General features: G+C 71.6%; 22 protein-coding genes. 1 reads left to right on the forward strand and 21 read right to left on the reverse strand.

Translation table 11 applies throughout. The features are described 5' to 3' along the window. Nucleotides 1-30: 30 nt before the first annotated feature. The 14 genes from ACYQ8Q_RS09165 to pyrR all read right to left on the reverse strand — a co-directional run bounded on the left by ACYQ8Q_RS09165 (nt 31) and on the right by pyrR (nt 16,810). Nucleotides 31-2,184, reverse strand: a complete 2,154-nt coding sequence (locus ACYQ8Q_RS09165) for a primosomal protein N' (RefSeq protein ID WP_460063453.1) — start codon at nt 2,182-2,184, stop codon at nt 31-33. Between the two features lie 303 nt (nt 2,185-2,487). Continuing rightward, a complete protein-coding gene (metK, locus tag ACYQ8Q_RS09170) occupies nt 2,488-3,696 on the reverse strand; it encodes a methionine adenosyltransferase (protein WP_059203329.1) in 1,209 nt (402 codons plus the stop codon). 239 nt (nt 3,697-3,935) lie between these two features. Beyond that, nucleotides 3,936-5,138: a bifunctional phosphopantothenoylcysteine decarboxylase/phosphopantothenate--cysteine ligase CoaBC gene (gene coaBC / locus ACYQ8Q_RS09175; RefSeq protein WP_460063455.1), complete on the reverse strand. Its 1,203-nt coding sequence runs from the start codon at nt 5,136-5,138 to the stop codon at nt 3,936-3,938. Between the two features lie 143 nt (nt 5,139-5,281). Next, nucleotides 5,282-5,554 carry a DNA-directed RNA polymerase subunit omega gene (gene rpoZ, locus ACYQ8Q_RS09180; protein WP_067250001.1) on the reverse strand — a complete coding sequence of 91 codons (273 nt, stop codon included), beginning with the start codon at nt 5,552-5,554 and terminating at the stop codon, nt 5,282-5,284. Nucleotides 5,555-5,604: 50 nt separating this feature from the next. Further along, nucleotides 5,605-6,162: a guanylate kinase gene (gene gmk / locus ACYQ8Q_RS09185; protein ID WP_460063459.1), complete on the reverse strand. Its 558-nt coding sequence runs from the start codon at nt 6,160-6,162 to the stop codon at nt 5,605-5,607. A 60-nt stretch (nt 6,163-6,222) separates the two neighbouring features. After that, nucleotides 6,223-6,546, reverse strand: a complete 324-nt coding sequence (locus ACYQ8Q_RS09190; RefSeq protein ID WP_003977346.1) for an integration host factor — start codon at nt 6,544-6,546, stop codon at nt 6,223-6,225. Between the two features lie 279 nt (nt 6,547-6,825). Then, on the reverse strand, nt 6,826-7,668 hold the full coding sequence (gene pyrF / locus ACYQ8Q_RS09195; RefSeq protein WP_460063462.1) for an orotidine-5'-phosphate decarboxylase: 843 nt from the start codon (nt 7,666-7,668) through the stop codon (nt 6,826-6,828). After that, entirely contained in the window at nt 7,665-8,771 is a 1,107-nt protein-coding gene (locus ACYQ8Q_RS09200) for a quinone-dependent dihydroorotate dehydrogenase (protein WP_460063464.1), read from the reverse strand. Before ACYQ8Q_RS09200 ends, pyrF begins: the two co-directional genes overlap by 4 nt. Nucleotides 8,772-8,846: 75 nt before the next feature. Continuing rightward, nucleotides 8,847-12,155 (reverse strand): carbamoyl-phosphate synthase large subunit, encoded by a 3,309-nt coding sequence (gene carB, locus ACYQ8Q_RS09205; RefSeq protein ID WP_460063465.1) that lies wholly within the window; start codon nt 12,153-12,155, stop codon nt 8,847-8,849. Further along, nucleotides 12,148-13,302 carry a glutamine-hydrolyzing carbamoyl-phosphate synthase small subunit gene (carA, locus tag ACYQ8Q_RS09210; RefSeq protein WP_460063468.1) on the reverse strand — a complete coding sequence of 385 codons (1,155 nt, stop codon included), beginning with the start codon at nt 13,300-13,302 and terminating at the stop codon, nt 12,148-12,150. The genes carB and carA overlap by 8 nt, the downstream gene beginning before the upstream one ends. Further along, nucleotides 13,299-13,889, reverse strand: coding sequence for a PH-like domain-containing protein (locus ACYQ8Q_RS09215; RefSeq protein WP_460063470.1), 591 nt, complete (start codon nt 13,887-13,889; stop codon nt 13,299-13,301). The genes carA and ACYQ8Q_RS09215 overlap by 4 nt, the downstream gene beginning before the upstream one ends. Next, complete coding sequence (locus ACYQ8Q_RS09220; RefSeq protein WP_460063473.1) at nt 13,886-15,172, reverse strand: dihydroorotase; 1,287 nt, start codon at nt 15,170-15,172, stop codon at nt 13,886-13,888. The genes ACYQ8Q_RS09215 and ACYQ8Q_RS09220 overlap by 4 nt, the downstream gene beginning before the upstream one ends. Nucleotides 15,173-15,178: 6 nt before the next feature. Next, the gene (locus ACYQ8Q_RS09225; protein WP_460063476.1) at nt 15,179-16,159 is read right to left on the reverse strand and encodes an aspartate carbamoyltransferase catalytic subunit; all 981 of its coding nucleotides are present in this window, start codon (nt 16,157-16,159) and stop codon (nt 15,179-15,181) included. Between the two features lie 84 nt (nt 16,160-16,243). After that, nucleotides 16,244-16,810 (reverse strand): bifunctional pyr operon transcriptional regulator/uracil phosphoribosyltransferase PyrR, encoded by a 567-nt coding sequence (pyrR, locus tag ACYQ8Q_RS09230; protein WP_460063477.1) that lies wholly within the window; start codon nt 16,808-16,810, stop codon nt 16,244-16,246. A 253-nt stretch (nt 16,811-17,063) separates the two neighbouring features. Here pyrR and bldD point away from each other — a divergent pair, with 253 nt between their 5' ends. Further along, nucleotides 17,064-17,564, forward strand: coding sequence for a transcriptional regulator BldD (gene bldD / locus ACYQ8Q_RS09235; RefSeq protein WP_009313753.1), 501 nt, complete (start codon nt 17,064-17,066; stop codon nt 17,562-17,564). Nucleotides 17,565-17,736: 172 nt separating this feature from the next. On the opposite strand, the gene nusB is transcribed toward bldD, so the two are convergent. From nusB to aroC, 7 genes are all read right to left on the reverse strand, one after another. Then, nucleotides 17,737-18,171: a transcription antitermination factor NusB gene (nusB, locus tag ACYQ8Q_RS09240; RefSeq protein ID WP_460063479.1), complete on the reverse strand. Its 435-nt coding sequence runs from the start codon at nt 18,169-18,171 to the stop codon at nt 17,737-17,739. A gap of 2 nt (nt 18,172-18,173) precedes the next feature. Then, entirely contained in the window at nt 18,174-18,740 is a 567-nt protein-coding gene (gene efp / locus ACYQ8Q_RS09245) for an elongation factor P (RefSeq protein ID WP_359274405.1), read from the reverse strand. Nucleotides 18,741-18,789: 49 nt separating this feature from the next. Next, nucleotides 18,790-19,902, reverse strand: coding sequence for an aminopeptidase P family protein (locus ACYQ8Q_RS09250; RefSeq protein ID WP_460063481.1), 1,113 nt, complete (start codon nt 19,900-19,902; stop codon nt 18,790-18,792). A 395-nt stretch (nt 19,903-20,297) separates the two neighbouring features. Beyond that, nucleotides 20,298-21,185, reverse strand: coding sequence for a Pro-rich N-terminal domain-containing protein (locus ACYQ8Q_RS09255; RefSeq protein ID WP_460063484.1), 888 nt, complete (start codon nt 21,183-21,185; stop codon nt 20,298-20,300). Between the two features lie 168 nt (nt 21,186-21,353). Beyond that, entirely contained in the window at nt 21,354-22,451 is a 1,098-nt protein-coding gene (aroB, locus tag ACYQ8Q_RS09260) for a 3-dehydroquinate synthase (RefSeq protein WP_460063486.1), read from the reverse strand. Further along, nucleotides 22,448-22,963, reverse strand: coding sequence for a shikimate kinase (locus ACYQ8Q_RS09265; protein ID WP_460063488.1), 516 nt, complete (start codon nt 22,961-22,963; stop codon nt 22,448-22,450). The genes aroB and ACYQ8Q_RS09265 overlap by 4 nt, the downstream gene beginning before the upstream one ends. Beyond that, nucleotides 22,960-24,144, reverse strand: coding sequence for a chorismate synthase (gene aroC, locus ACYQ8Q_RS09270; protein ID WP_460063490.1), 1,185 nt, complete (start codon nt 24,142-24,144; stop codon nt 22,960-22,962). The genes ACYQ8Q_RS09265 and aroC overlap by 4 nt, the downstream gene beginning before the upstream one ends. Between the last annotated feature and the right edge of the window lie 95 nt (nt 24,145-24,239).

The following is a 24,239-nucleotide window of genomic DNA, read 5'->3' on the forward strand; positions in this document are numbered from 1 at the left end:
TCCGCCCGGCTCACCCCGGCCGCCCACCGCTCACCCGATGTCCCCGGGATCGACCCGCACCCACACCCGCCCCGACTCCTCGGCCCCCCGAGCCATCCGAGCCGCCTGAGCCGACTTCAACGCGGCCGCCAGCGCCGCGCCCCGCCCCGGCGGCACCCGCACCAGCGCCCGCTCCCAGTGCTCCCCCGCGGGCGGCGCCCCCGGCCGTCTCGGCCGCCCCGGCGGGGTGACCGGCAACGGCACCGGCCCCAGCACCTCCGCCTCGCCGGGCAGCTCGGCCGCCCCCAGGAACGCGGCCACCGCCTCCGCCGTCCCCGAGACCGACGCCATCCGCGACACCGGCGGGAATCCCAGCTCGGCCCGCTCGGCGAGCTCCCGCAGCGCATGGCCCACGGGATCCCACCGCACCAGCGCCTGCACGGGCCGTAGCGTCGGCTCGGCGACGACCACCACGGTCCCGCCCTCCCCCTGCGGCCGGACCAGGGCCGCGGCCGCGATCCAGCGCCGCAGCGCGTCCTCCCCGGCCCGCAGATCGGGCCGGCCCAGCATGGCCCAGCCGTCGAGCAGCAGCGCCGCCGCGTACCCGCCCTCGGCCACCGGCTCGGCCCCCGGGGTGCTCACGACCAGCGCGGGCGCCCCCGGCACCGTGTCGAGGACGTGCTCGCGCCCGGACGTGCGCACCGGGACGGCCGGGAACGCCCGGCCCAGCTCCTCCGCGGTCCGCCGCGCCCCCACGACCTGGGCCCGCAGCCGGAACGACCCGCACTCCGGACAGTGCCACGCGCTCTCCTCACGCCCGCACCACCCGCACCACAGCGCCCCGCCGTCCCGCGCCTCCAGCGGCCCGGAGCAGTGCCGGCACCGGGCGGCGGCCCGGCACTGCGCGCACGCCATCCGCGGTACGTAACCCCGCCGCGGCACCTGGACCAGCACCGGCCCGTGGCGCAGCCCCTCCCGGGCCGCCTGCCAGGCCAGGGTGGGCAGCCGGGCGGCGCGCGCGGCCTCGTCGCGCGCCAGGTCCTGGTCCCCCACGGTCCGCACCAGCGGCGCCACCTGCCGCATCTGCTCCCGCGCGGCGACCAGGGGCCGCGCCCAGCCGCTCTCGACGAGCTGCGCGCCCTCGACCGTGCAGCTCCAGCCGCCCATGAGGAACCCGCACCGGTCCTGCGCGGCACGCAGCAGCAGCACCTCGCGCGCATGCGGCTGCGGCGCGTGCTGCTCGCTGTGGCTGTCGTCCCCGTCGTCCCAGAGGGCCACCAGACCGAGGTCGCGCACCGGGGCGAACATCGCGGCGCGCGTCCCGACCACGGCCCGTACGCTCCCGCGCCGGACGCCGAGCCACTCCCGGTACCGCTTCTCCGGCCCGGCGTCCGCCTGGAGCAGCGCGTGGCGCCCCTCCCCGAGCAGGCCCGTCAGGGCCGCGTCGACGCGGGCGGCGGCCCGCCCGTCCGGTACGACCACCAGGGCCCCGCGGCCCGAGGCGAGCGTCGCGGCGACGGCCCGGGCCAGCTCCTCGCTCCAGCCGGGCCCGGGCAGCGCGTTCCACACGGCGCGCGGTGCCCCTCCCGAGGCCAGTGACTCCAGGAACGCGGCCCCGCGCTCGTACCGGCTCCAGGATCCGGCCTCCGGTGCCGGTGGCGGGGGCAGCGGCGCGGGCGAGGGCCGTTGTTCGGCGCGCGCGTTGCGCGGCGGTACGGCGAGCTGGAGCACGTCGGCGAGGCTCCCGGCGTAGCGGTCGGCGACGGCCCGGGCCAGTCCCAGCAGCTCCGGGCCCAGCACCGGTTCGGGCGACACGACCTGGGCGAGGGCCGCGAGCGGCCCTGAGTAGTCGGAGGAGGCGAGCCGCTCGACGAGGAACCCGTCGATCAGTCCCCCGCCCTCGCGCCGCCCCTCGCGCACCCGGCCCCGGCCCGCGCCGAACCGCACCCGCACCCGCACCCCCGGCTGGGCCTCGGCGTCCAGCTCGGCGGGCACGGCGTAGTCGAAGTAGCGGTCGAGGTGGAGCACGCCCTTGTCGACGAGCACCCGCGCGACCGGCAGCTCCTCGGCGAGCGCGGCGCCCCGCCAGGTCCGCGGCTTGGCCCGCGGCTCCTTGGCCTTGCGCACGGTCTCCCGGATCAACGCGAGCTGCTCCGGCGGTGCGCCCTCCCCGCCTCCGGCCCCCGGCCCGTTCTCGCTGCTCACCCCTGCATTCTTACCAAACCCCACTGACAGCGGCCCCGCCCCCGGCGCCGACCCCTTGGCGTTCACATACATGTACATCTGTTCAATACATCGACCCGGTCTCGACCTGAAGATCACCGAACGGCGGCCTCCACATCATCTCCACCGCCTCGACCACTCCTTCGGCGGAGACCCAGAAGGCGTAACGCCGACGGCGTGCCCCCCTCCGCGCGGAAAACGGACCGGCTCCCGGGACCATCTCGGCGATGGTCCCGGGAGCCGGTGTCGTCCTGGTGCGGGCCTGAGCCCTGCAGGCGTGCGGCCTTACAGCCCCGCGGCCTTGCGCAGCGCCTCGACGCGGTCGGTCTTCTCCCAGGTGAACTCGGGCAGCTCACGGCCGAAGTGGCCGTAGGCGGCGGTCTGGGCGTAGATCGGGCGCAGCAGGTCGAGGTCGCGGATGATCGCGGCCGGACGCAGGTCGAAGACCTCGTCGATGGCCTTCTCGATCTTCTCGGTCTCGACCTTGTTGGTGCCGAAGGTCTCGACGAACAGACCGACCGGCTCGGCCTTGCCGATCGCGTACGCGACCTGGACCTCGCAGCGCGCGGCCAGACCGGCGGCGACCACGTTCTTGGCGACCCAGCGCATCGCGTACGCCGCCGAGCGGTCCACCTTGGACGGGTCCTTGCCGGAGAAGGCGCCGCCGCCGTGGCGGGCGAAGCCGCCGTAGGTGTCGATGATGATCTTGCGGCCGGTGAGGCCGGCATCGCCCATCGGGCCGCCGATCTCGAAGCGGCCGGTCGGGTTGACCAGGAGGCGGTAGTTCTCGGTGTCGAGCTTGATGCCGTCGTCCAGCAGCGCCTTCAGCTCGGGCTCCACGACGAACTCGCGGATGTCGGGCGCCAGCAGGGAGTCGAGGTCGATGTCGCTCGCGTGCTGCGAGGAGACGACGACCGTGTCGAGGCGGACGGCCTTGTCGCCATCGTACTCGATGGTGACCTGGGTCTTGCCGTCGGGGCGCAGGTAGGGGATGGTCCCGTTCTTGCGGACGTCCGAGAGCCGCTTGGACAGGCGGTGCGCCAGGAAGATCGGGAGCGGCATCAGGGTCGGCGTCTCGTCGGAGGCGTAGCCGAACATCAGGCCCTGGTCACCGGCGCCCTGCTTGTCGAGCTCGTCGTCGTCGCCCTCGACCCGGGACTCATAGGCCGTGTCCACACCCTGCGCGATGTCCGGGGACTGCGAGCCGATGGACACCGAGACACCGCAGGAAGCTCCGTCGAAGCCCTTCTTCGACGAGTCGTAGCCGATCTCGAGGATCTTCTCGCGGACGAGCTGGGGGATCGGCGCGTACGCCTTGGTGGTGACCTCACCGGCCACGTGCACCAGACCGGTCGTGATCAGGGTCTCGACGGCGACGCGGGACGTCGGGTCCTCGCGCAGCAGCGCGTCGAGGATGGTGTCGCTGATCTGGTCAGCGATCTTGTCGGGGTGACCCTCGGTCACGGACTCCGAAGTGAACAGGCGACGGGACACAACGCTCCCTGGGGTTGCAGCGGCTGCTGGCTGATCATTGGCGGACGCGACGGGAGCTGCGCCCGGCGTCGTCCGGGAACAGTTTATCGGTCGAGCCCGGCCACCGGCCCACCTGTCTCGCCTCTCGGGAGCGCTGTGACCTGCGGCACGGGCATTCTGCCGAATGCCGAGCACGCTTGGCCAGGGTCGCCACGCCCGAATCGAGCGGCGTACGAGGGAACGGCGAGCGCATCAAACAGTCAGGTCAGGCGTGGCGTCACCAGGTCCCACACGATTTCGGCCAACGCTTCCTTGGGCCCGTGAGGTACCGGGGTCTCGGTGCCGTCGGCCCCCAGGACGACGGCCTCGTTCTCCTCGGAGCCGAAGGTCCGGCGCTCCCCCACCTCGTTCACCACCAGCAGGTCGCACCCCTTGCGGCGGAGTTTCGTGCGGCCGTTGGCGAGCACGTCGTCCGTCTCTGCGGCGAAACCGACCACCACCTGCCCGGGGCGGGCGCGGTCGGCGGAGATCTCCGCGAGGATGTCCGGATTACGTAGGAGGACGATCGGATCGGGATCCTGTCCGTCCTTCTTCTTGATTTTCCCGGTGGCGTAGGTCTCGGGGCGGAAGTCGGCCACCGCGGCGGCCATCACGACCGCGTCGGCGTCGGCGGCCGCCTTGAGCACGGCCTCGCGCAGTTGAACGGCGGTCCCGACCTGGACGACGTCGACGCCCGCCGGGTCGGGCAGCCCGGTGTTGGCCGCGATCAGGGTGACCCGGGCGCCGCGGGCGGCGGCGGTGCGGGCGAGGGCGTACCCCTGCTTGCCGGAGGAGCGGTTGCCGAGGAAGCGGACCGGGTCGAGGGGCTCGCGGGTGCCGCCGGCGCTGACCACGACATGGCGCCCGGCGAGGTCGGGTTCGCGCACTCCCCTGGCCAGTACGCGGCGGCAGACCTCGAAGATCTCTGCGGGGTCGGGCAGCCGCCCCTTGCCGGTGTCGACGCCGGTGAGCCGACCGACGGCGGGCTCGATCACGACGGCGCCGCGGCGGCGCAGCGTCGCCACGTTCTCCTGGGTGGCCGGGTGCTCCCACATCTCGGTGTGCATCGCGGGGGCGAAGACGACGGGACAGCGTGCCGTGAGCAGGGTGTTGGTGAGGAGGTCGTCGGCAAGGCCGTGGGCGGCCTTGGCGAGCAGGTCGGCGGTGGCCGGGGCGACCACGACCAGATCGGCGTGCTGGCCGATGCGGACGTGCGGGACCTCGTGGACCTCGTCCCAGACCTCGGTGGAGACGGGGTGGCCGGAGAGGGCGGACCAGGTGGCGGCGCCGACGAAGTGCAGGGCGGAGGCGGTGGGCACGACCCGTACGTCATGGCCGGACTCCGTGAGCCTTCGCAGCAGCTCACAGGCCTTGTAGGCGGCGATGCCGCCGCTGACCCCCAGAACGACCTTGGGCTTGTCCACCGTCTCTCCCCGGACCTCGGAAGCGCGCCGCGGCTCCGGCGCACGACTCCATCACACACCACAGGCCCGGCAGGAGCACTGCCGGGCCTGTGGAAAAGTCAGCTGCAAGCTGAAAGTACTACTACTGCGTCCGTGGGGCCGCGTTACTGCGCGGGGTCCGCGACGGCCTCGGACGTCAGCAGACCCGCGTTGATCTCGCGGAGCGCGATCGAGAGCGGCTTCTCGTGGACGTGGGTGTCGACGAGCGGACCGACGTACTCGAGGAGGCCCTCGCCGAGCTGCGAATAGTACGCGTTGATCTGGCGAGCACGCTTGGCCGCGTAGATCACGAGGCTGTACTTCGAGTCCGTGGCCTCGAGGAGCTCGTCGATCGGCGGGTTGATGATGCCCTCGGGCGCGGAGATGGAAGAGGACACGCTCTACCTTCCGATGGATGGGAAAGATTCAATGACGGTGATCGTCACGATCACACGACATCCATCAAGGCTAGCAGCTCACGCGCCACGTCCTCGACGGAGGTGTTGACCAGGGTCACGTCGAACTCCGGCTCGGCCGCGAGTTCGATCTTCGCGGCGTCCAGTCGTTTCTCGATGACCTCGGGCGGCTCGGTGCCCCGCCCGGTGAGTCTGCGCACCAGCTCCTCCCAGGAGGGGGGAGCCAGGAACACCAGCTGGGCGTCCGACATGGACTCGCGGACCTGCCGCGCGCCCTGGAGGTCGATCTCCAGGAGGACGGGCTCACCCGCTTCCAGCCGCTCCAGCACGGCGCCTCGCGGCGTGCCGTAGCGGTTGCCGGCGAACTCGGCCCACTCGAGGAGCTCGCCGTTGGCGATCAGCTTGTCCATCTCGTCGTCGGTGACGAAGAAGTAGTGGACCCCGTGCTGTTCACCGGGGCGGGGCTTCCGGGTCGTCGCCGACACCGAGAGCCAGACCTCGGGGTGTTCCTTGCGCATATGGGCGACGACCGTGCTCTTGCCGACCCCGGAGGGGCCGGAGAGCACGGTCAGCCGCGGACGTTCACTCATGCAGCGATTATTCCAGCAATCCCGGAGTGCCCGGGACTCCCTTCCCGGCAGTACCCGGGATCAGGACCCGGTGCTGCCGAACTCACGCTCCAGGGAGGCGATCTGGTTGGAACCGAGACCGCGTACGCGGCGGCTCTCGGAGATGCCGAGTCGCTCCATGATCTGCTTGGCACGGACCTTGCCCACGCCCGGCAGGGACTCGAGCAGGGCGGAGACCTTCATCTTGCCGATGACGTCGTTCTCCTGACCCTGCTTGATGACCTCGTGCAGGGAGGCGCCGGAGTGCTTGAGTCGATTCTTGACCTCGGCCCGCTCCCGGCGAGCCGCGGCGGCCTTTTCGAGCGCGGCTGCGCGCTGTTCGGGGGTAAGGGGCGGAAGAGCCACGCCTACGTCACCTCGGATGTCGAACTGTCGGATACGGACCGGTGAGGAACCTAGTCGCCCCACACCTAGGGAGCTACGAGCAACACGCTCTGCCCGTTCACTCTGCTCGGAGACTAGCGGCCAAGTCCGCCTGAGTCAGCGAGAACAGAGGAAAAGTCCTGGTCAGCCTCTGTCAGGACGGGATATTTCAGACATAGTGCCCCGGATTTGAGGATGTATCCAGCCTCAAATCGGCCACGAAGCACTCATCGGAGGTTTGAAACGCCCTCGGACCGGCCCTCAGGAGGACTCCAACGTGACGCGGATCTCGTCCGCGAAGCGGTCCGCGGCGTCACGCAGCGCGCCCACGTCGGGACCGTGGCGCAACACTCCCCGGCTGACGTTCGGCACGACGTTGCGCAGCGCGCTCCCGAACACCCCGGGAAGATCGGCCGGAGTCGCCCCCTGGGCGCCCACGCCGGGCGCCAGGAGCGGCCCGTTGATACCGAGGTCGTAGGACGAGAGGTCCCCCAGGGTCGCCCCGACGACCGCGCCGAAGGAGCCCAGCGGCTCCTCGCCCGCGTTCTCGGCGGCCAGGTGCGCCAGCATGGTCGCGCCGACGTCCCGGCCGTCGGCGCGCAGCGCGTGCTGCACCTCGCCGCCCTCCGGGTTGGAGGTGAGCGCCAGGACGAACAGTCCGGCGCCGTTCTCCCGGGCCAGCGCGACGGCCGGGCCGAGCGAGCCGTAGCCGAGGTACGGGGAGACGGTCAGCGCGTCGGAGAACAGGGGCGCGTCCTTGTGCAGGAAGGACTCGGCGTAGGCGGCCATGGTCGAGCCGATGTCCCCGCGCTTGGCGTCCATGACCACCAGGGCGCCGGCGGCCCGCGCCTCCTGGACCGACTTCTCCAGGACGGCGACCCCGCGCGAGCCGAACCGCTCGAAGAACGCGCTCTGCGGCTTCAGCACCGCGGCCCGGCCGGCCACCGCCTCGACGACCGTGCGGCTGAACCGCTCCAGACCCGCCACGTCGTCGTTCAGCCCCCACTCGAGAAGCAGGGAGCGGTGCGGGTCGATCCCGACGCACAGGGGGCCGCGCTCGTCCATCGCCCGGCGCAGGCGCGCGCCGAAGGGCTCGAGGGTCATGCCGTCTTCCTCACGTCGGCGCCGACCGCGTCGGCGAGGGTGGCGTACGGGCTCGTGCGCAGCCGCGCGGCGAGCCCCTTGTGGATCGCGCGGCCCCAGAAGGGACCCTCGTAGATGAAGGCGCTGTAGCCCTGGACCAGCGTGGCGCCGGCCAGGATGCGCTGCCAGACGTCCTCGGCGGTCTCGACGCCGCCGACGCCCACCAGGGTGATCCGGTCGCCCACGCGCGCGTAGAGCCGCCTGAGGACCTCCAGGGAGCGGGCCTTGAGCGGGGCCCCGGACAGTCCGCCGGTCTCCTGGACCAGCGCGGGGTCGGACCGCAGACCGAGCCCCTCGCGCGCGATGGTCGTGTTGGTCGCGATGATCCCGTCCAGGCCCAGCTCCACCGCGAGGTCGGCGACCGCGTCCACGTCCTCGTCGGCGAGGTCCGGGGCGATCTTCACCAGCAGCGGGACGCGCCGCGAGGTGACCGTACGGTCGGCGGCCTCGCGCACGGCGCTCAGCAGCGGCCGCAGCGCCTCGGTGGCCTGGAGGTTGCGCAGCCCGGGCGTGTTGGGCGACGACACGTTGACGACCAGGTAGTCGGCGTACGGGGCGAGCCGCTCGGTCGACTTCACGTAGTCGCCGACGGCCTCCTCCTCGGGGACGACCTTGGTCTTGCCGATGTTGACGCCCACGACCGTCCGGAAGACGGGCGCACGGGACGCCAGGCGGGCGGCGACGGCGAGCGAGCCCTCGTTGTTGAAGCCCATGCGGTTGATGAGCGCCCGGTCCTTCACGAGCCGGAAGAGGCGCTGCCTGGGGTTGCCGGGCTGGGGTTCCCCGGTGACCGTGCCGATCTCGACATGGTCGAAGCCCAGCATCGACATGCCGTCGATCGCGACGGCGTTCTTGTCGAAGCCCGCGGCGAGCCCGAAGGGGCCGTGCATGCGCAGGCCGAACGCCTCGGTGCGCAGTTCCTTGTGGCGCGGGGCGAGTGCGGCGGCGACGAAGGTGCGAAGCACCGGGACCCGGACGGCGAGCCGGATCCAGCGGAAGGCCAGGTGGTGCGCCTGCTCGGGGTCCATCCGCTGGAACACGAGATTGAAGAAGATCTTGTACATGGTTCCCTCATGAAGAGCCTCATGACGAGCCTCGTGAAGAGGGGGACACCGTTTCCGGTGTCCCCCTCTGGGCTGCTAGTCGCGGGCCGCGGTCAGGTGTTCCGCGTGTTCCTGGAGCGAGCGGACGCCCACGTCGCCGTGGTTGAGCGCGTCGATGCCCTGGACGGCCGCGGCGAGCGCCTGGACCGTCGTCAGGCAGGGCACGGACCGGGCCACGGCCGCCGTGCGGATCTCGTAGCCGTCGAGGCGGCCGCCGGTGCCGTACGGGGTGTTGACGATGAGGTCGACCTCGCCGTCGTGGATGAGCTGGACGATGGTCTTCTCGCCGTTCGGGCCGGTGCCCTCGGACTGCTTGCGCACGACCGTGGCGTTGATGCCGTTGCGCTTGAGGACCTCGGCGGTGCCGGAGGTGGCGAGCAGCTCGAAGCCGTGGCCGACCAGTTCGCGCGCCGGGAAGATCATCGAGCGCTTGTCGCGGTTGGCGACCGAGATGAACGCGCGGCCCTTGGTGGGCAGCGGCCCGTAAGCCCCGGCCTGCGACTTGGCGTACGCCGTGCCGAAGACGGAGTCGATGCCCATGACCTCGCCGGTGGAGCGCATCTCCGGGCCGAGGACGGTGTCCACGCCCCGGCCGGAGGTGTCGCGGAAGCGGGTCCACGGCATCACGGCCTCCTTGACGGAGATCGGCGCGTCCAGCGGCAGCTCGCCGCCGTCGCCGGTGGCCGGGAGGAGCCCTTCGGCGCGCAGCTCGGCGATGGTCGAGCCGAGCGAGATCCGGGCGGCGGCCTTCGCCAGCGGCACCGCGGTCGCCTTCGAGGTGAAGGGGACGGTGCGGGACGCGCGCGGGTTGGCCTCCAGCACGTAGAGGATGTCACCCGCCATCGCGAACTGGATGTTGATCAGACCGCGCACGCCGACACCCTTGGCGATGGCCTCGGTGGAGGCGCGTAGGCGCTTGATGTCGAAGCCGCCGAGGGTGATCGGGGGCAGGGCGCACGCCGAGTCGCCGGAGTGGATGCCGGCCTCCTCGATGTGCTCCATGACGCCGCCGAGGTAGAGCTCGGTGCCGTCGTAGAGCGCGTCGACGTCGATCTCGATGGCGTCGTCGAGGAAGCGGTCGACGAGGACCGGCCGGGTGGGGCTGATCTCGGTCGACTCGGCGATGTAGGAGGACAGCCGGGTCTCGTCGTAGACGATCTCCATGCCGCGGCCGCCGAGGACGTACGAGGGCCGGACGAGGACCGGGTAGCCGATCTCGTCGGCGATGGCCTTGGCCTCGGCGAAGGTGGTGGCGGTGCCGTGCTTGGGGGCGGGCAGGCCGGCCTCGGCGAGCACGCGTCCGAAGGCGCCCCGGTCCTCGGCCGCGTGGATGGCCTCGGGCGGGGTGCCGACGATCGGCACGCCGTTGTCCTTCAGCGCCTGGGCGAGACCCAGCGGGGTCTGGCCGCCGAGCTGGACGACGACACCGGCGATCGGGCCTGCCTGCGCCTCCGCGTGGACGATCTCCAGCACGTCCTCGAGCGTGAGCGGCTCGAAGTACAGGCGGTCGGAGGTGTCGTAGTCGGTGGAGACGGTCTCCGGGTTGCAGTTGACCATCACGGTCTCGTACCCGGCGTCGGACAGCGCGAAGGAGGCGTGGACGCAGGAGTAGTCGAACTCGATGCCCTGGCCGATGCGGTTCGGGCCGGAGCCCAGGATGATCACCGCGGGCTTCTCGCGCTGCGCGACCTCGGTCTCCTCGTCGTAGGAGGAGTAGAAGTACGGGGTCTTCGCGGCGAACTCGGCGGCGCAGGTGTCGACCGTCTTGTAGACCGGGCGGACGCCGAGCGCGTGCCGCACCTCGCGGACGACGTCCTCGCGCAGCCCGCGGATCTCGCCGATCTGCTGGTCGGAGAAGCCGTGCCGCTTGGCCTCGGCGAGCAGGTCGGCGTCCAGGCGCTCGGCGGCGGCCAGCTCGTCCGCGATCTCCTTGATGAGGAAGAGCTGGTCGACGAACCAGGGGTCGATCTTCGTGTAGTCGAAGATCTCCTCGGGGGTGGCGCCGGCGCGGATGGCCTGCATGACGGTGTTGATCCGGCCGTCGGTGGGGCGGACCGCCTCGCGCAGCAGCTCGTCCTTGTCGCCGGGCTCGCCGACGAAGGTGAACTGGCTGCCCTTCTTCTCGAGCGAGCGCAGTGCCTTCTGGAAGGCCTCGGTGAAGTTGCGGCCGATGGCCATGGCCTCGCCGACCGACTTCATGGTGGTGGTCAGCGTGGAGTCGGCCTGCGGGAACTTCTCGAAGGCGAACCGCGGCGCCTTGACGACCACGTAGTCGAGCGTGGGCTCGAAGGAGGCCGGGGTCTCCTGCGTGATGTCGTTGGGGATCTCGTCGAGGGTGTAGCCGACGGCGAGCTTGGCGGCGATCTTGGCGATCGGGAAGCCGGTCGCCTTGGAGGCGAGGGCGGAGGACCGCGACACACGCGGGTTCATCTCGATGACGATGACCCGGCCGTCCTCGGGGTTCACCGCGAACTGGATGTTGCAGCCGCCGGTGTCCACGCCGACCTCGCGGATCACGGCGATGCCGATGTCGCGCAGGATCTGGTACTCGCGGTCGGTCAGGGTCATCGACGGCGCGACGGTGATCGAGTCGCCGGTGTGCACGCCCATGGGGTCGAAGTTCTCGATGGAGCAGACGACCACGACGTTGTCGTGCTTGTCGCGCATCAGCTCCAGCTCGTACTCCTTCCAGCCGAGGATGGACTCCTCCAGGAGCACCTCGGTGGTCGGCGAGAGCGTGAGGCCCTGCCCGGCGATGCGGCGCAGCTCCTCCTCGTCGTGGGCGAAGCCGGAGCCGGCGCCACCCATGGTGAAGGAGGGGCGCACGACGACCGGGTAGCCGCCGAGGGTGTCGACGCCCGCGAGGACCTCGTCCATGGTGTGGCAGATGACCGAGCGGGCGGACTCGCCGTGCCCGATCTTCTTGCGGACCTCCTCCACGACCACCTTGAACAGGTCGCGGTCCTCGCCCTTGTGGATGGCCTCCACGTTGGCGCCGATCAGCTCGACGCCGTACTTCTCCAGGACGCCGTTCTCGTGCAGCGAGATGGCGGTGTTGAGGGCCGTCTGGCCGCCCAGGGTGGGCAGGAGGGCGTCGGGGCGCTCCTTGGCGATGATCTTCTCGACGAACTCGGGGGTGATCGGCTCGACGTAGGTGGCGTCGGCGATCTCCGGGTCGGTCATGATCGTCGCCGGGTTGGAGTTCACCAGGACGACCCGGAGGCCCTCGGCGCGCAGGATGCGGCACGCCTGGGTGCCGGAGTAGTCGAACTCGGCGGCCTGGCCGATGACGATCGGGCCGGAGCCGATGACCAGGACGGACTGGATATCGGTGCGCTTAGGCACGCTGGCCCTCCATCAGGGATACGAAGCGGTCGAACAGGTAGGCGGCGTCGTGGGGGCCGGCTGCCGCTTCGGGGTGGTACTGGACGGAGAAGCCCGGCTGGTCGAGCAGCTGGAGCCCCTCCACGACGTCGTCGTTGAGGCAGACGTGGGAGACCTCGGCGCGGCCGAAGGGCGTCTCGCTCACCCGGTCGAGCGGCGCGTCCACGGCGAAACCGTGGTTGTGCGCGGTGACCTCCACCTTGCCGGTCGTACGGTCCTGGACCGGCTGGTTGATGCCCCGGTGGCCGTACTTCAGCTTGTAGGTGCCGAAGCCGAGGGCGCGGCCGAGGATCTGGTTGCCGAAGCAGATGCCGAAGAGCGGCGTCTTCCGCTTGAGGACGGCGGTCATCAGGGCGACGGGGCCGTCCGCGGTGGCCGGGTCGCCGGGGCCGTTGGAGAAGAAGACCCCGTCCGGGGCGACCGCGTAGAGGTCCTCCTCGGTGGCCGTGGCCGGGAGCACGTGCACCTCGATGCCGCGCTCGGCCATGCGGTGCGGGGTCATGCCCTTGATGCCGAGGTCGATCGCGGCGACGGTGAACTTCTTCTCGCCGATCGCGGGGACGACGTACGCCTCCTTGGTGGCGACCTCCTCGAAGAGGCTGGCGCCCTTCATGTGCGGCTGGGCCTGCACGCGCGCGAGGAGCTCGCTCTGCGCGCCGACCGCCTCGCCGGAGAAGATGCCGGCCCGCATGGAGCCGCGCTCGCGGAGGTGGCGGGTGAGGGCGCGGGTGTCGATGCCGGAGATCCCGACGACGCCCTGGGCGACCAGCTCGTCGTCCAGGGAGCGCTTGGCCCGCCAGTTGGACGGCACGCGCGCGGGGTCGCGCACGACATAGCCGGAGACCCAGATGCGGCTGGACTCGTCGTCCTCGTCGTTCCAGCCGGTGTTGCCGATCTGGGGGGCGGTCGCGACCACGATCTGGCGGTCGTACGACGGGTCGGTCAGGGTCTCCTGGTAGCCGGTCATACCGGTGGAGAACACCGCTTCGCCGAAGGTCTCCCCCACGGCCCCGTAGGCACGGCCGCGGAAGATCCGGCCGTCCTCCAGGACGAGTACGGCGGGAAGCACCCTCTTCTCAGAAGGGATTCCCCTGGTGGAGGTCGTCATCGTTCGGCGCCTTCCGTCGTGTTGTTCTTGATCATGGAGTTGATGGATGCGACCCATTCGGTGTGCTCGGCCGCGTGGTCGGAGCGGAAACCGGAGTCGATCAGCTTGTCGCCGTGCTGCCAGGTCACCACCAGCAGTCCGCCCTCGGTGAGGACCTTGCCGGCGATGCCCTTGCCGAGCAGGGCCTCGCGCAGTGCTCCGGCGGGGACGAAGAAGTCGGTCGCGCCGGGGCGTACGACGTCCAGGCCCGCGTCGGTGAGCGTGAGCTCGACGCGGCTGCGGGTGCCCAGGCCGTGCGCCACGATGCGGTCGAGCCACTGCCCCGCGGTGGTGGAGCCGTGGTAGCGGCCGCTCATCGTCAGTCTCGCCTCGCCGGGCTCGTCCGGCGCGGTGGGGAGCTCGGGGAGGTCGCTCTGGAGGGTGCCCCGCCACTTCCAGCCCTCGCGCATCAGCCAGTAGACGAGCGCGACGAAGAGTCCGAGACCGACCACCCAGCCGATGCGCGCGGCCCAGTCGGTCACCTGGGCCGACTCCTTCCCGGCCGCGAGGGCCGTGAGGGCCGGCAGCAGGGGTGCTGAAGATGTCACGTGAGCTTCCCGTCGACGAGCGTGGCCTTGCCCCGGAGCCACGTGTGCGTGACACGGCCCGGCAGCTCACGCCCCTCGTACGGAGTGTTGCGGCTGCGCGAGGCGAAGCCCGCGGGGTCCACGGACCCACGGTATGCCGTGTCGACGAGCGTGAGGTTGGCGGGCTCACCTGCCGAGACGGGGCGCCCGTGGCCCTTGGCCCGGCCGATGCGCGCGGGCGCGGCGGACATACGGTCGGCGACCCCGGCCCAGTCCAGCAGGCCCGTCTCCACCATGGTCTCCTGGACCACCGACAACGCGGTCTCCAGGCCCACCATCCCCATGGCGGCGGCGGCCCACTCGCAGTCCTTGTCCTCGTGCGGGTGCGGGGCGTGGTCGGTGGCGACGATGTCGATCGTGCCGTCGGCAAGGGCCTCGCGCAGGACCCGCACATCACGCTCGGTGCGCAGCGGCGGGTTGACCTTGTAGACCGGGTTGTACGACCGCACCAGCTCGTCGGTGAGGAGCAGGTGGTGCGGGGTGACCTCGGCGGTGACGTCGATGCCGCGGGACTTGGCCCAGCGGACGATCTCCACCGAGCCGGCGGTCGAGAGGTGGCAGATGTGGACGCGGGAGCCGACGTGCTCGGCGAGCAGGACGTCCCGGGCGATGATCGACTCCTCGGCCACCGCGGGCCAGCCGCCGAGGCCGAGTTCGGCGGAGACGACGCCCTCGTTCATCTGGGCGCCCTCGGTGAGCCGGGGCTCCTGGGCGTGCTGGGCGACGACTCCGCCGAAGGCCTTCACGTACTCCAGCGCGCGCCGCATGATCACGGCGTCGTCGACGCACTTGCCGTCGTCGGAGAAGACGGTGACGCCGGCGGCGGACTCGTGCATGGCGCCCAGCTCGGCGAGCTTCCTGCCCTCCAGGCCGACGGTGACGGCGCCGATGGGCTGGACGTCGCAGTAGCCGTGCTCCTGGCCGAGCCGGTAGACCTGCTCGACCACACCGGCGGTGTCGGCCACGGGGAAGGTGTTGGCCATGGCGAACACGGCGGTGTAGCCGCCGGAGGCCGCCGCACGCGTGCCGGTCAGCACGGTCTCGGAGTCCTCGCGGCCCGGCTCGCGCAGATGGGTGTGCAGGTCGACCAGGCCGGGCAGCAGCACCTTGCCGGCGGCCTCGACGACCTCGGCGCCCTCGGCGCTCAGGTCAGGGCCCACCTCGGCGATGACCGCGCCGTCGATCAGGACGTCCTGCGGCTCGCCGCCGAGCACCTTCGCACCACGGATCAGGATCTTGCTCATGGGTTCTTACTTCTCCTCGGTGGTACGGGCGTGGCTGACGGCGGGCTCGTTGCCGCCCAGGAGCAGATAGAGGACGGCCATCCGGATCGACACGCCGTTGGCGACCTGTTCGACGACGGTGCAGCGGTCGGAGTCGGCGACCTCGGCGGTGATCTCCATGCCGCGGACCATCGGGCCGGGGTGCATCACGATGGCGTGCTCGGGCATCCGCGCCATGCGGTCGCCGTCGAGGCCGTAGCGCCGCGAGTACTCGCGCTCGGTCGGGAAGAAGGCGGCGTTCATGCGCTCGCGCTGGACGCGGAGCATCATCACGGCGTCCGACTTGGGCAGGACGGCGTCGAGGTCGTACGACACCTCGCAGGGCCAGTGCTCCACGCCGACCGGCACCAGGGTGGGCGGGGCGACCAGGGTGACCTCGGCGCCGAGGGTGTGCAGCAGGTCGACGTTGGAGCGGGCGACCCGGCTGTGCAGGACGTCGCCGACGAGGGTGATCCGCTTGCCGGCGAGGTCCTGGCCGAGCCCGGCGTCCCGGCCGACCAGCCGGCGGCGCATGGTGAAGGCGTCGAGGAGGGCCTGGGTGGGGTGCTGGTGGGTGCCGTCGCCCGCGTTGACGACGGCCGCGTCGATCCAGCCGGAGGTGGCGAGGCGGTAGGGGGCCCCGGAGGCGCCGTGCCGGATGACCACGGCGTCGACGCCCATGGCCTCCAGCGTCTGGGCGGTGTCCTTGAGGGACTCGCCCTTGGACACGCTGGAGCCCTTGGCGGAGAAGTTGATGACATCCGCGGAGAGGCGCTTCTCGGCGGCCTCGAACGAGATACGCGTGCGCGTGGAGTCCTCGAAGAAGAGGTTGACGATCGTGCGGCCGCGCAGGGTCGGCAGTTTCTTGATGGGCCGGTCGGCCACCCGGGCCATCTCCTCGGCGGTGTCGAGGATCAGGACGGCGTCGTCGCGGGTGAGGTCGGCGGCCGAGATGAGATGACGCTGCATCTGTCAGGCTCCGTAAGGCAGTTCACGTATGGGGAGATTCGGGGCAGGCGTGGGCGCGCCGAAGCGGCGGGCCGGATCCGACTGCTACTGGGTCTGCTTCACACCGAGGAGCACGGTGTCCCGACCGTCCTCCTCGGCGAGCTGGACCTTGACCGTCTCCCGCAGCGACGTGGGGAGGTTCTTGCCGACGTAGTCGGCGCGGATGGGCAGTTCGCGGTGGCCGCGGTCGACGAGGACCGCGAGCTGGACCGCGCGCGGGCGCCCGATGTCGTTGAGGGCGTCGAGGGCGGCGCGGATGGTGCGGCCGGAGAAGAGCACGTCGTCGACGAGGACGACCAGCTTGCCGTCGATGCCGTCACCGGGGATCTCGGTGCGGGCCAGCGCACGCGGCGGGTGCATGCGCAGGTCGTCGCGGTACATGGTGATGTCGAGCGAGCCGACCGGGATCTTGCGGTCGGTGATCTCCTCGAGCTTGGCGGCGAGCCGCTGGGCGAGGAAGACGCCACGGGTCGGGATGCCGAGGAGCACCACGTCGTCGGCGCCCTTGGCGCGTTCGACGATCTCGTGGGCGATGCGGGTCAGGACCCGCGCGATGTCGGGGCCTTCGAGAACGGGGCGCGCATCGGAGGGGTGGGAGTCGAGCTTGTCCATACGAAACGGACCTCCTTCTCCGCCTCACGGGACGGATCTTAAAGGACGTCGGGTTTGCGCCATCCACCGTAGCAGCCCGCAGGGACGGCCCTGATCACCCCTATGGAGTAATCGGCCATCGATACCACGGAAGAGTCGGTGTGGACCATTCGGCTTGACGCAGAAGAATCACGCTGCGTAACCTCACAATGAGTTACCAGCCGCGCGGTACGGAACCCAAGCCGGCCGCGTCGACCCAGTGCCGGGGAGCTATATGTCCAGCGAATACGCCAAACAGCTCGGGGCCAAGCTCCGGGCGATCCGCACCCAGCAGGGCCTTTCCCTCCACGGTGTCGAGGAGAAGTCCCAGGGACGCTGGAAGGCGGTCGTGGTCGGCTCGTACGAGCGCGGCGACCGCGCCGTGACCGTGCAGCGCCTCGCCGAGCTGGCGGACTTCTACGGCGTCCCCGTGCAGGAGCTGCTGCCCGGCACCACCCCGGGCGGGGCGGCCGAGCCGCCGCCGAAGCTGGTCCTGGACCTGGAGCGACTGGCCCATGTGCCGGTCGAGAAGGCGGGCCCCCTGCAGCGCTACGCGGCGACGATCCAGTCCCAGCGCGGTGACTACAACGGCAAGGTGCTGTCGATCCGCCAGGACGACCTGCGCACCCTGGCCGTCATCTACGACCAGTCGCCCTCGGTCCTGACCGAGCAGCTGATCAGCTGGGGCGTGCTGGACGCGGACGCGCGTCGCGCGGTCTCCCACGAGGAGAGCTGAGCCGCTCCGCGACTGAGCAGAAACGTACCGGCGGGGTGGCCTGAACCAAGCGGTTCAGGCCACCCCGACGGCGTTCTGGGGCCCTGTGGGGCGACGGGGACACGGATATGCCGGAGGGCCCGCAGCATCACTGCTGCGGGCCCTCCGGCGATGGTCGTGCCGCTCGTACCGCTCAGGCCCCGTCGCGGCGGAGCGACGGCTTGAGCTCCTTGAGCCGGGCGAGCAGACCGTTGACGAAGGACGGGGAGTCGTCCGTGGAGAACTCCTTCGCCAGCTGCACCATCTCGTCGATGACGACGGCGTCCGGGGTCTCGTCGACCCAGATCAGCTCGTAGGCGCCGAGCCGCAGGATGTTGCGGTCGACGACCGGCATCCGGTCGAGGGTCCAGCCGACGGAGTACTGCGCGATCAGCTCGTCGATCCGCTTCACGTGGTCCGCGTAGCCCTCGACCAGCTGCATCGTGTACTCGCTCACCGGCGGCTGCCGGGTGTCGGCCCGGGAGAGCCGGACCCAGTCCGCGAGGACCGTGAGGACGTCGGCTCCGCGCTGGTCGCCCTCGAAGAGGATCTGGAAGGCGCGCTTGCGGGCCGTGTTGCGGGCAGCCACGGTTAGCTGTTCACCCGGCCGAGGTAGTCGCTGCTGCGCGTGTCGACCTTGATCTTCTCACCGGTGGTGATGAAGAGCGGGACCTGGATCTGGTGACCGGTCTCCAGGGTGGCGGGCTTGGTGCCACCGGTGGAGCGGTCGCCCTGGAGGCCCGGCTCGGTCTCGGCGACGGTCAGCTCGACGGCGGCCGGCAGCTCGACGAAGAGCACCTCGCCCTCGTGGCGGGCGACGGTGGCCTCGAAGCCCTCGATCAGGAAGTTCGCGGCGTCGCCGACGGTCTTGCGGTCGATGTGGAGCTGGTCGTAGGTCTCCATGTCCATGAAGACGAAGTAGTCGCCGTCCATGTACGAGAACTGCATGTCGCTCTTGTCGACAGTGGCCGTCTCGACCTTGACGCCGGCGTTGAAGGTCTTGTCGACCACCTTGCCGGACAGCACGTTCTTGAGCTTGGTGCGCACGAAGGCGGGGCCCTTGCCGGGCTTGACGTGCTGGAACTCGACGACGGACCAGAGCTGGCCGCCTTCGAGCTTGAGCACCAGGCCGTTCTTGAGGTCGTTCGTGGAAGCCACGGTTGCGGAATCTCCTGGACTGACGTGGACGACCCCGGGGCACGCACCTCTACAGCGCGAGCAGCTCCTTGGTCGTGATGGTGAGTAGCTCGGGTCCGCCGTCCGCCTCGGGGCGCACGACGAGCGTGTCATCGATCCGGACACCGCCCCGGCCCGGGAGGTGGACCCCCGGTTCGACGGTGACCGGCACGCAAGCGTCCAGTTTACCCATGGCCGCGGGAGTCAACTGCGGGTCCTCGTCGATTTCGAGTCCGACCCCGTGCCCGGTGAGCGCCGGGAGGCCCTGCGCGTACCCCGCGGAGTCCAGTACGTGGCGGGCCGCGCGGTCCACGTCACGGTAGGCGGCCCCGGGTGCCAGGGACTCGCGCCCGGCGCGCTGGGCTGCGAAGACGAGGTCGTACAGCTCGATCTGCCAGTCGGCGGGGGACGTACCGATGACGAACGTACGGCCGATCTCGCAGCGGTAGCCGCGGTAGGCGGCGCCGAGGCACACCGAGAGGAAGTCGCCCTCCTCGACCCGCCGGTCCGTGGGGCGGTGGCCGGGCCGGCCGGAGTTCGGGCCGGTGGCCACCGAGGTGGGGAAGGCGGGGCCGTCGGCGCCGTGGTCGACGAGCCGGCGCTCGAGTTCGAGGGCGAGGTGACGCTCGGTACGGCCGACGAGGATCGACTCCAGCAGCTCGCCGAGGGCCTGGTCGGCGATCTCGGCGCCGACGCGGAGGCAGGAGATCTCCTCCTCGTCCTTGACGACGCGGAGCTGTTCGACGGCGCTGCCGAGGTCCGCGAGGCGCAGCCGGGGGGCGACCGAGCGCAGGGCGCGGTGGCGGGCCACCGTGAGGTGGTGCTCCTCGACCGCGAGGGAGTCGCCGCCCTCGGCCGTGAGGATGTCCGCGGCGGCGACGGCGGGGTCGCCCCCGGCGCGGGGCAGGGTGTGCGCCCTGAGCCGTTCGTCGGGGCGGTCCGCGCCGGGGCGGTCGTCGGGCGGGCCGGGGCAGACGAGGAGGTCCTCCTCCTCGCGTCTGCCCAGGAGCAGGACGGCCGCCTTGGGGGCGGCGCCGGCGAGGTACCTCACATTGGCCGGGCGGGAGATGAGCGCGGCTGTGCTGCCGCCGGCGTTGCAGCGGTCCCTCAGTCGCTTGCGGCGTGACGCGTACATCTCTGACATGAGTCGAGCGTATGAGGGGTGGGGGTTTTGTGCCGGTTGGGAGGGGCCGAGTGGGGGTGCGTGCGTTGTCGGGTGCGGGTCCGGTGGGGGTTGCTCGCGCAGTTCCCCGCGCCCCTGAAAAGCCTGCGGTTCCCCACGCCCCTGAAAAGCCGGCGGTGCCCCACGCCCTGGAAGCCGGCGGTCCCCCACGCCCTGAAACGCCTGCCATCAGCCGTGGCCTGAAGCCGACGGTCCCCCACCCTCTGAAACGCCTGCCGTCCGCCGTGGCCTGAAAAGCCGGCGGTCCGCCGCGCCCTGCAGCGCCTGGCGTCCGTCGTGGCCTGAAAGGCCGGCGGGCCCCCGCGCGCTGAGAAGGCTGCCGTCCGCCGGTCGCCGAGAAGGTGCAGTCCCCCTGGTCACCACTTCGGTGGGCTGGCGATCGCTCTCGACAGGACGTCGTCCAGGATCTTCGCGGTCGACGGGACGTCGAGGTGGGAGTTGTCGATGATCGGGAGGCCGGAGCCGTACCAGCCGGCCATGCGGCCGTGGATGCGGGCGACCTCCTCGTCGGTGAGGCGGCGGTTGCCGGAGCGCTGGGCGTTGCGGTCCAGGACGACCTCCAGACCGGGGAGGAGGACGACGGGGAGGAGTCCGGGGCCGACGTGCCGCTTCCAGCCGCCGAGGCCGACGACCGGGCGGTCGGGGAAGATCGCGTCGTCGAGGATGCAGGAGATGCCGTTGGCGAGGAAGTTGCGGGCGGCGAAGCCGCAGGTGCGGCGGGCCAGGCGGTACTGGGCCTCGGAGTGGTCGTTCCAGCCGCGCTGCGGGTCGGCGAAGCCGGAACGGACCCATTCGCGGACGTCGTCCAGGCTGACGTGGGCGGTGGGCACCCGGCGGTGGTCGGCCCAGAACTTGGCGACGCTGGTCTTGCCGGCGCCCGCGGGGCCGATGAGCAGCACCGCGACGGTGGTGGTCGCGAGGTCCGGTCCGGGTGCGGCGGGCGGGACCGTGGGCATCGCCACGGGGCCGCCGGGCGGCAGCGGGACATGGCCGGTGACGTCGGTGCCGTGCGGGACGGGGGCGTGCTGCGGGGCCGGGGGCGGCGGCACGGGCGGTACGGGGGGCCGGGGCGCGGGCGGGACGGGCCCGGAGGGAGGCGGGGAGCCGAGGTAGCCCGGCTGGTGCTGGGGGGCGCCGCCCGGCTGGTGCGGGCCCGGGTGTTGTGCGGCCGGCGACCAGCCGTCGGCCGGACCGTGCCCCGGCTGGTGGGGCTGCGGCAGCGGAGAACCCACTGCGTGCTGCATCCGGTGCCACTCCGTCTCGTACAGGCAATGGGCGCTGGCTACGGGGGTGTGCGCCCCCGATTTCGATTCTGAACGGTACCGCCCCCGGCCGTCGTTTGGTGAACGGCCGGGGGCGGTCCGAAGTGCCCGGTGTGGAAGGTGAATCGGGCGGAAGGGATCCCTCGGGATCTACTGGCCGACTTCGCCGTAGGCGGCGAGGAGGACGGCCGGGTCGGGGCCCTCCAGGACGGTCGGCTTGGCGAGTCCGTCGAGGACGATGAAGCGCAGCAGGTCGCCCCGTGACTTCTTGTCGACCTTCATGGTCTCCAGCAGCTTGGGCCACTGGTCGTGGCGGTAGTGCAGGGGGAGGCCGACGGACTCCAGGATCGAGCGGTGGCGGTCGGCCGTCGCGTCGTCCAGACGGCCCGCGAGGCGGCCCAGTTCGGCGGCGAAGTGCATACCGACGGACACGGCCGCGCCGTGCCGCCACTTGTAGCGCTCGTTCTTCTCGATGGCGTGCGCGAGGGTGTGGCCGTAGTTGAGGATCTCCCGCAGGCCCGACTCCTTCAGGTCGGAGGAGACCACGTCCGCCTTGACCTTGATGGAGCGTTCGATCAGCTCGGCGGTGTGCGGGCCGGCCGGGGTGCGGGCGGCCTCGGGGTCGGACTCGATGAGGTCGAGGATCGCGGGGTCGGCGATGAAGCCGGCCTTGATGATCTCCGCGAGCCCCGAGACGTAGTCGTTGACCGGGAGGGAGTCCAGCGCGGCCAGGTCGCACAGGACGCCGGCCGGCGGGTGGAAGGCGCCGACGAGGTTCTTGCCCTCGGCGGTGTTGATGCCGGTCTTGCCGCCCACGGCCGCGTCGACCATGGCGAGCACGGTGGTCGGTACGGCGATCCAGCGCACCCCGCGCAGCCAGGTGGCGGCCACGAACCCGGCGAGGTCCGTGGTGGCGCCGCCGCCGACGCCCACGACGACGTCGGTGCGGGTGAAGCCGGACTGGCCGAGCGCCTTCCAGCAGTACGCGGCGACCTCGGCGGTCTTGGCCTCCTCGGCGTTGGGCACCTGGATGGCGACGGCGTCGTAGCCCTGTCCGGCCAGGTCGGCGCGGAGCGCGTCACCGGTCTCGGCGAGGGCCTCGGGGTGGATCACGGCGACGCGCTTGGCCCGGGGGCCGATCAGTCCGGCGAGTTCGCCGAGGAGCTGACGGCCCACCAGGACCTCGTACGGCTCGGAGCCCGCGCTGCCGCCGACCCGGATCCGGGTCACCGCCTCACTGCTGCTCATGCTTCCTTCAACTCCAGTGCGTCCAGGGCGGCTTGGGTGACCTCTTCGGGCGTACGGCCGTCCGTCGCCACCACGGCGGTGGCGACCTCCTCGTACAGACCGCGGCGGGCCTCCATCAGCTCGCGCCACTGCTTGCGCGGGTTGACGGCGAGCAGCGGACGGGCCGCGTTGAGACCGGTGCGCTGGACGGCCTCCTCGACGTCCATCGACAGATAGACCACGCGCTGGTCCGCGAGCAGGGCGCGGCTGTCCGCGTCGAGGATCGAGCCGCCGCCGAGCGCCAGGACGCCCCCGTGCTCGGCGAGCGCGCGGCGCACGGCCTGCTTCTCGATCGCGCGGAACGTCTCCTCGCCCTCGTCGACGAAGATCTCCGCGATGCTGCGGCCCTGCTCGGCGACGATGTCGTCGTCGGTGTCCCGGAAGCCGGCGCCGAGCCGCTCCGCGAGCAGCTGCCCGACGGTGGACTTGCCGACGCCCATCGGGCCGACCAGGACGACCAGGGGCCCGCTCATCGGATGTGGAGGTGGTCGAGGTAGGACCGGACGTTGCGGCGGGTCTCGGGGACGCTGTCGCCGCCGAACTTCTCCGCGACCGCGTCCGCCAGGACGAGGGCCACCATCGCCTCCGCGACGATGCCCGCCGCGGGGACCGCGCACACGTCGGAGCGCTGGTGGTGGGCCTGGGCCTGCTCGCCGGTGGTCACGTCGACCGTCCGCAGGGCGCGCGGCACGGTCGCGATCGGCTTCATCGCGGCGCGCACGCGCAGCAGCTCGCCGGTGGTCAGACCGCCCTCGGTGCCGCCGGAGTGGCCGGAGGAGCGCCGGATGCCCTCGGGGGTGGTGAGGATCTCGTCGTGGGCCTTGGAGCCGGGCACGCGCGCGAGGTCGAAGCCGTCGCCGACCTCGACGCCCTTGATGGCCTGGATGCCCATCAGAGCGGCGGCGAGCCGGGCGTCCAGGCGGCGGTCCCAGTGCACGTGCGAGCCGAGGCCGACGGGGACGTCGTACGCCAGCACCTCGACGACGCCGCCGAGGGTGTCGCCGTCCTTGTGGGCCTGGTCGATCTCCGCGACCATCGCCTTCGAGGCGTCCGCGTCCAGGCAGCGCACCGGGTCGGCGTCCAGCTTCTCGACGTCGGCGGGGGTGGGGTACACACCGTAGGGCGCCTTGGCGGCGGCCAGCTCGACGACGTGCGAGACGATCTCGATGCCGGCCGTCTCCTTGAGGTACGAGCGGGCGACGGCGCCGAGGGCCACCCGGGCGGCGGTCTCGCGGGCGGAGGCGCGCTCCAGGATCGGGCGGGCCTCGTCGAAGCCGTACTTCTGCATGCCCGCGAGGTCGGCATGGCCGGGGCGGGGGCGGGTCAGCGGGGCGTTGCGGGCGAGGCCGGCGAGGATCTCGGGGTCGACCGGGTCGGCCGACATGACCTGCTCCCACTTGGGCCACTCGGTGTTGCCCACCATGATCGCGATCGGGGAGCCGAGGGAGAGGCCGTGCCGGACGCCGCCGAGGAAGGTGACCTCGTCGCGCTCGAACTTCATCCGCGCGCCGCGTCCGTAGCCGAGCCGCCGCCGCGCGAGGTGGTCGGCCACCATCTCCGTGGTGATCGGCACGCCGGCGGGAAGGCCCTCCAGCGTCGCGACAAGTGCGGGACCGTGGGACTCCCCCGCGGTCAGCCAACGCAGCCTGCTCAACGATGCTCCTCAGTGCTCGCGCCCTGGTACTGCCCTACGCGCGTCCTCGCGTACGTCCTCGGCCCGGCCGGGTGCGCGGCTCCGGCCAGCCACCT

It is taken from the genome of Streptomyces sp. YKOK-I1 (genome assembly GCF_054660435.1).

Coding starts and splice junctions, on each gene's coding strand:
- carA (WP_460063468.1), bottom strand. CDS start 13,302: ATGACGACCTCCACCAGGGGAATCCCTTCTGAGAAGAGGGTGCTTCCC.
- bldD (WP_009313753.1), top strand. CDS start 17,064: ATGTCCAGCGAATACGCCAAACAGCTCGGGGCCAAGCTCCGGGCGATC.
- pyrF (WP_460063462.1), bottom strand. CDS start 7,668: ATGACCCTCGAGCCCTTCGGCGCGCGCCTGCGCCGGGCGATGGACGAG.
- ACYQ8Q_RS09265 (WP_460063488.1), bottom strand. CDS start 22,963: ATGAGCGGGCCCCTGGTCGTCCTGGTCGGCCCGATGGGCGTCGGCAAG.
- ACYQ8Q_RS09225 (WP_460063476.1), bottom strand. CDS start 16,159: ATGCAGCGTCATCTCATCTCGGCCGCCGACCTCACCCGCGACGACGCC.
- ACYQ8Q_RS09255 (WP_460063484.1), bottom strand. CDS start 21,185: ATGCAGCACGCAGTGGGTTCTCCGCTGCCGCAGCCCCACCAGCCGGGG.
- ACYQ8Q_RS09250 (WP_460063481.1), bottom strand. CDS start 19,902: ATGTCAGAGATGTACGCGTCACGCCGCAAGCGACTGAGGGACCGCTGC.
- aroB (WP_460063486.1), bottom strand. CDS start 22,451: ATGAGCAGCAGTGAGGCGGTGACCCGGATCCGGGTCGGCGGCAGCGCG.
- gmk (WP_460063459.1), bottom strand. CDS start 6,162: ATGAGTGAACGTCCGCGGCTGACCGTGCTCTCCGGCCCCTCCGGGGTC.
- pyrR (WP_460063477.1), bottom strand. CDS start 16,810: ATGGACAAGCTCGACTCCCACCCCTCCGATGCGCGCCCCGTTCTCGAA.
- ACYQ8Q_RS09220 (WP_460063473.1), bottom strand. CDS start 15,172: ATGAGCAAGATCCTGATCCGTGGTGCGAAGGTGCTCGGCGGCGAGCCG.
- ACYQ8Q_RS09200 (WP_460063464.1), bottom strand. CDS start 8,771: ATGTACAAGATCTTCTTCAATCTCGTGTTCCAGCGGATGGACCCCGAG.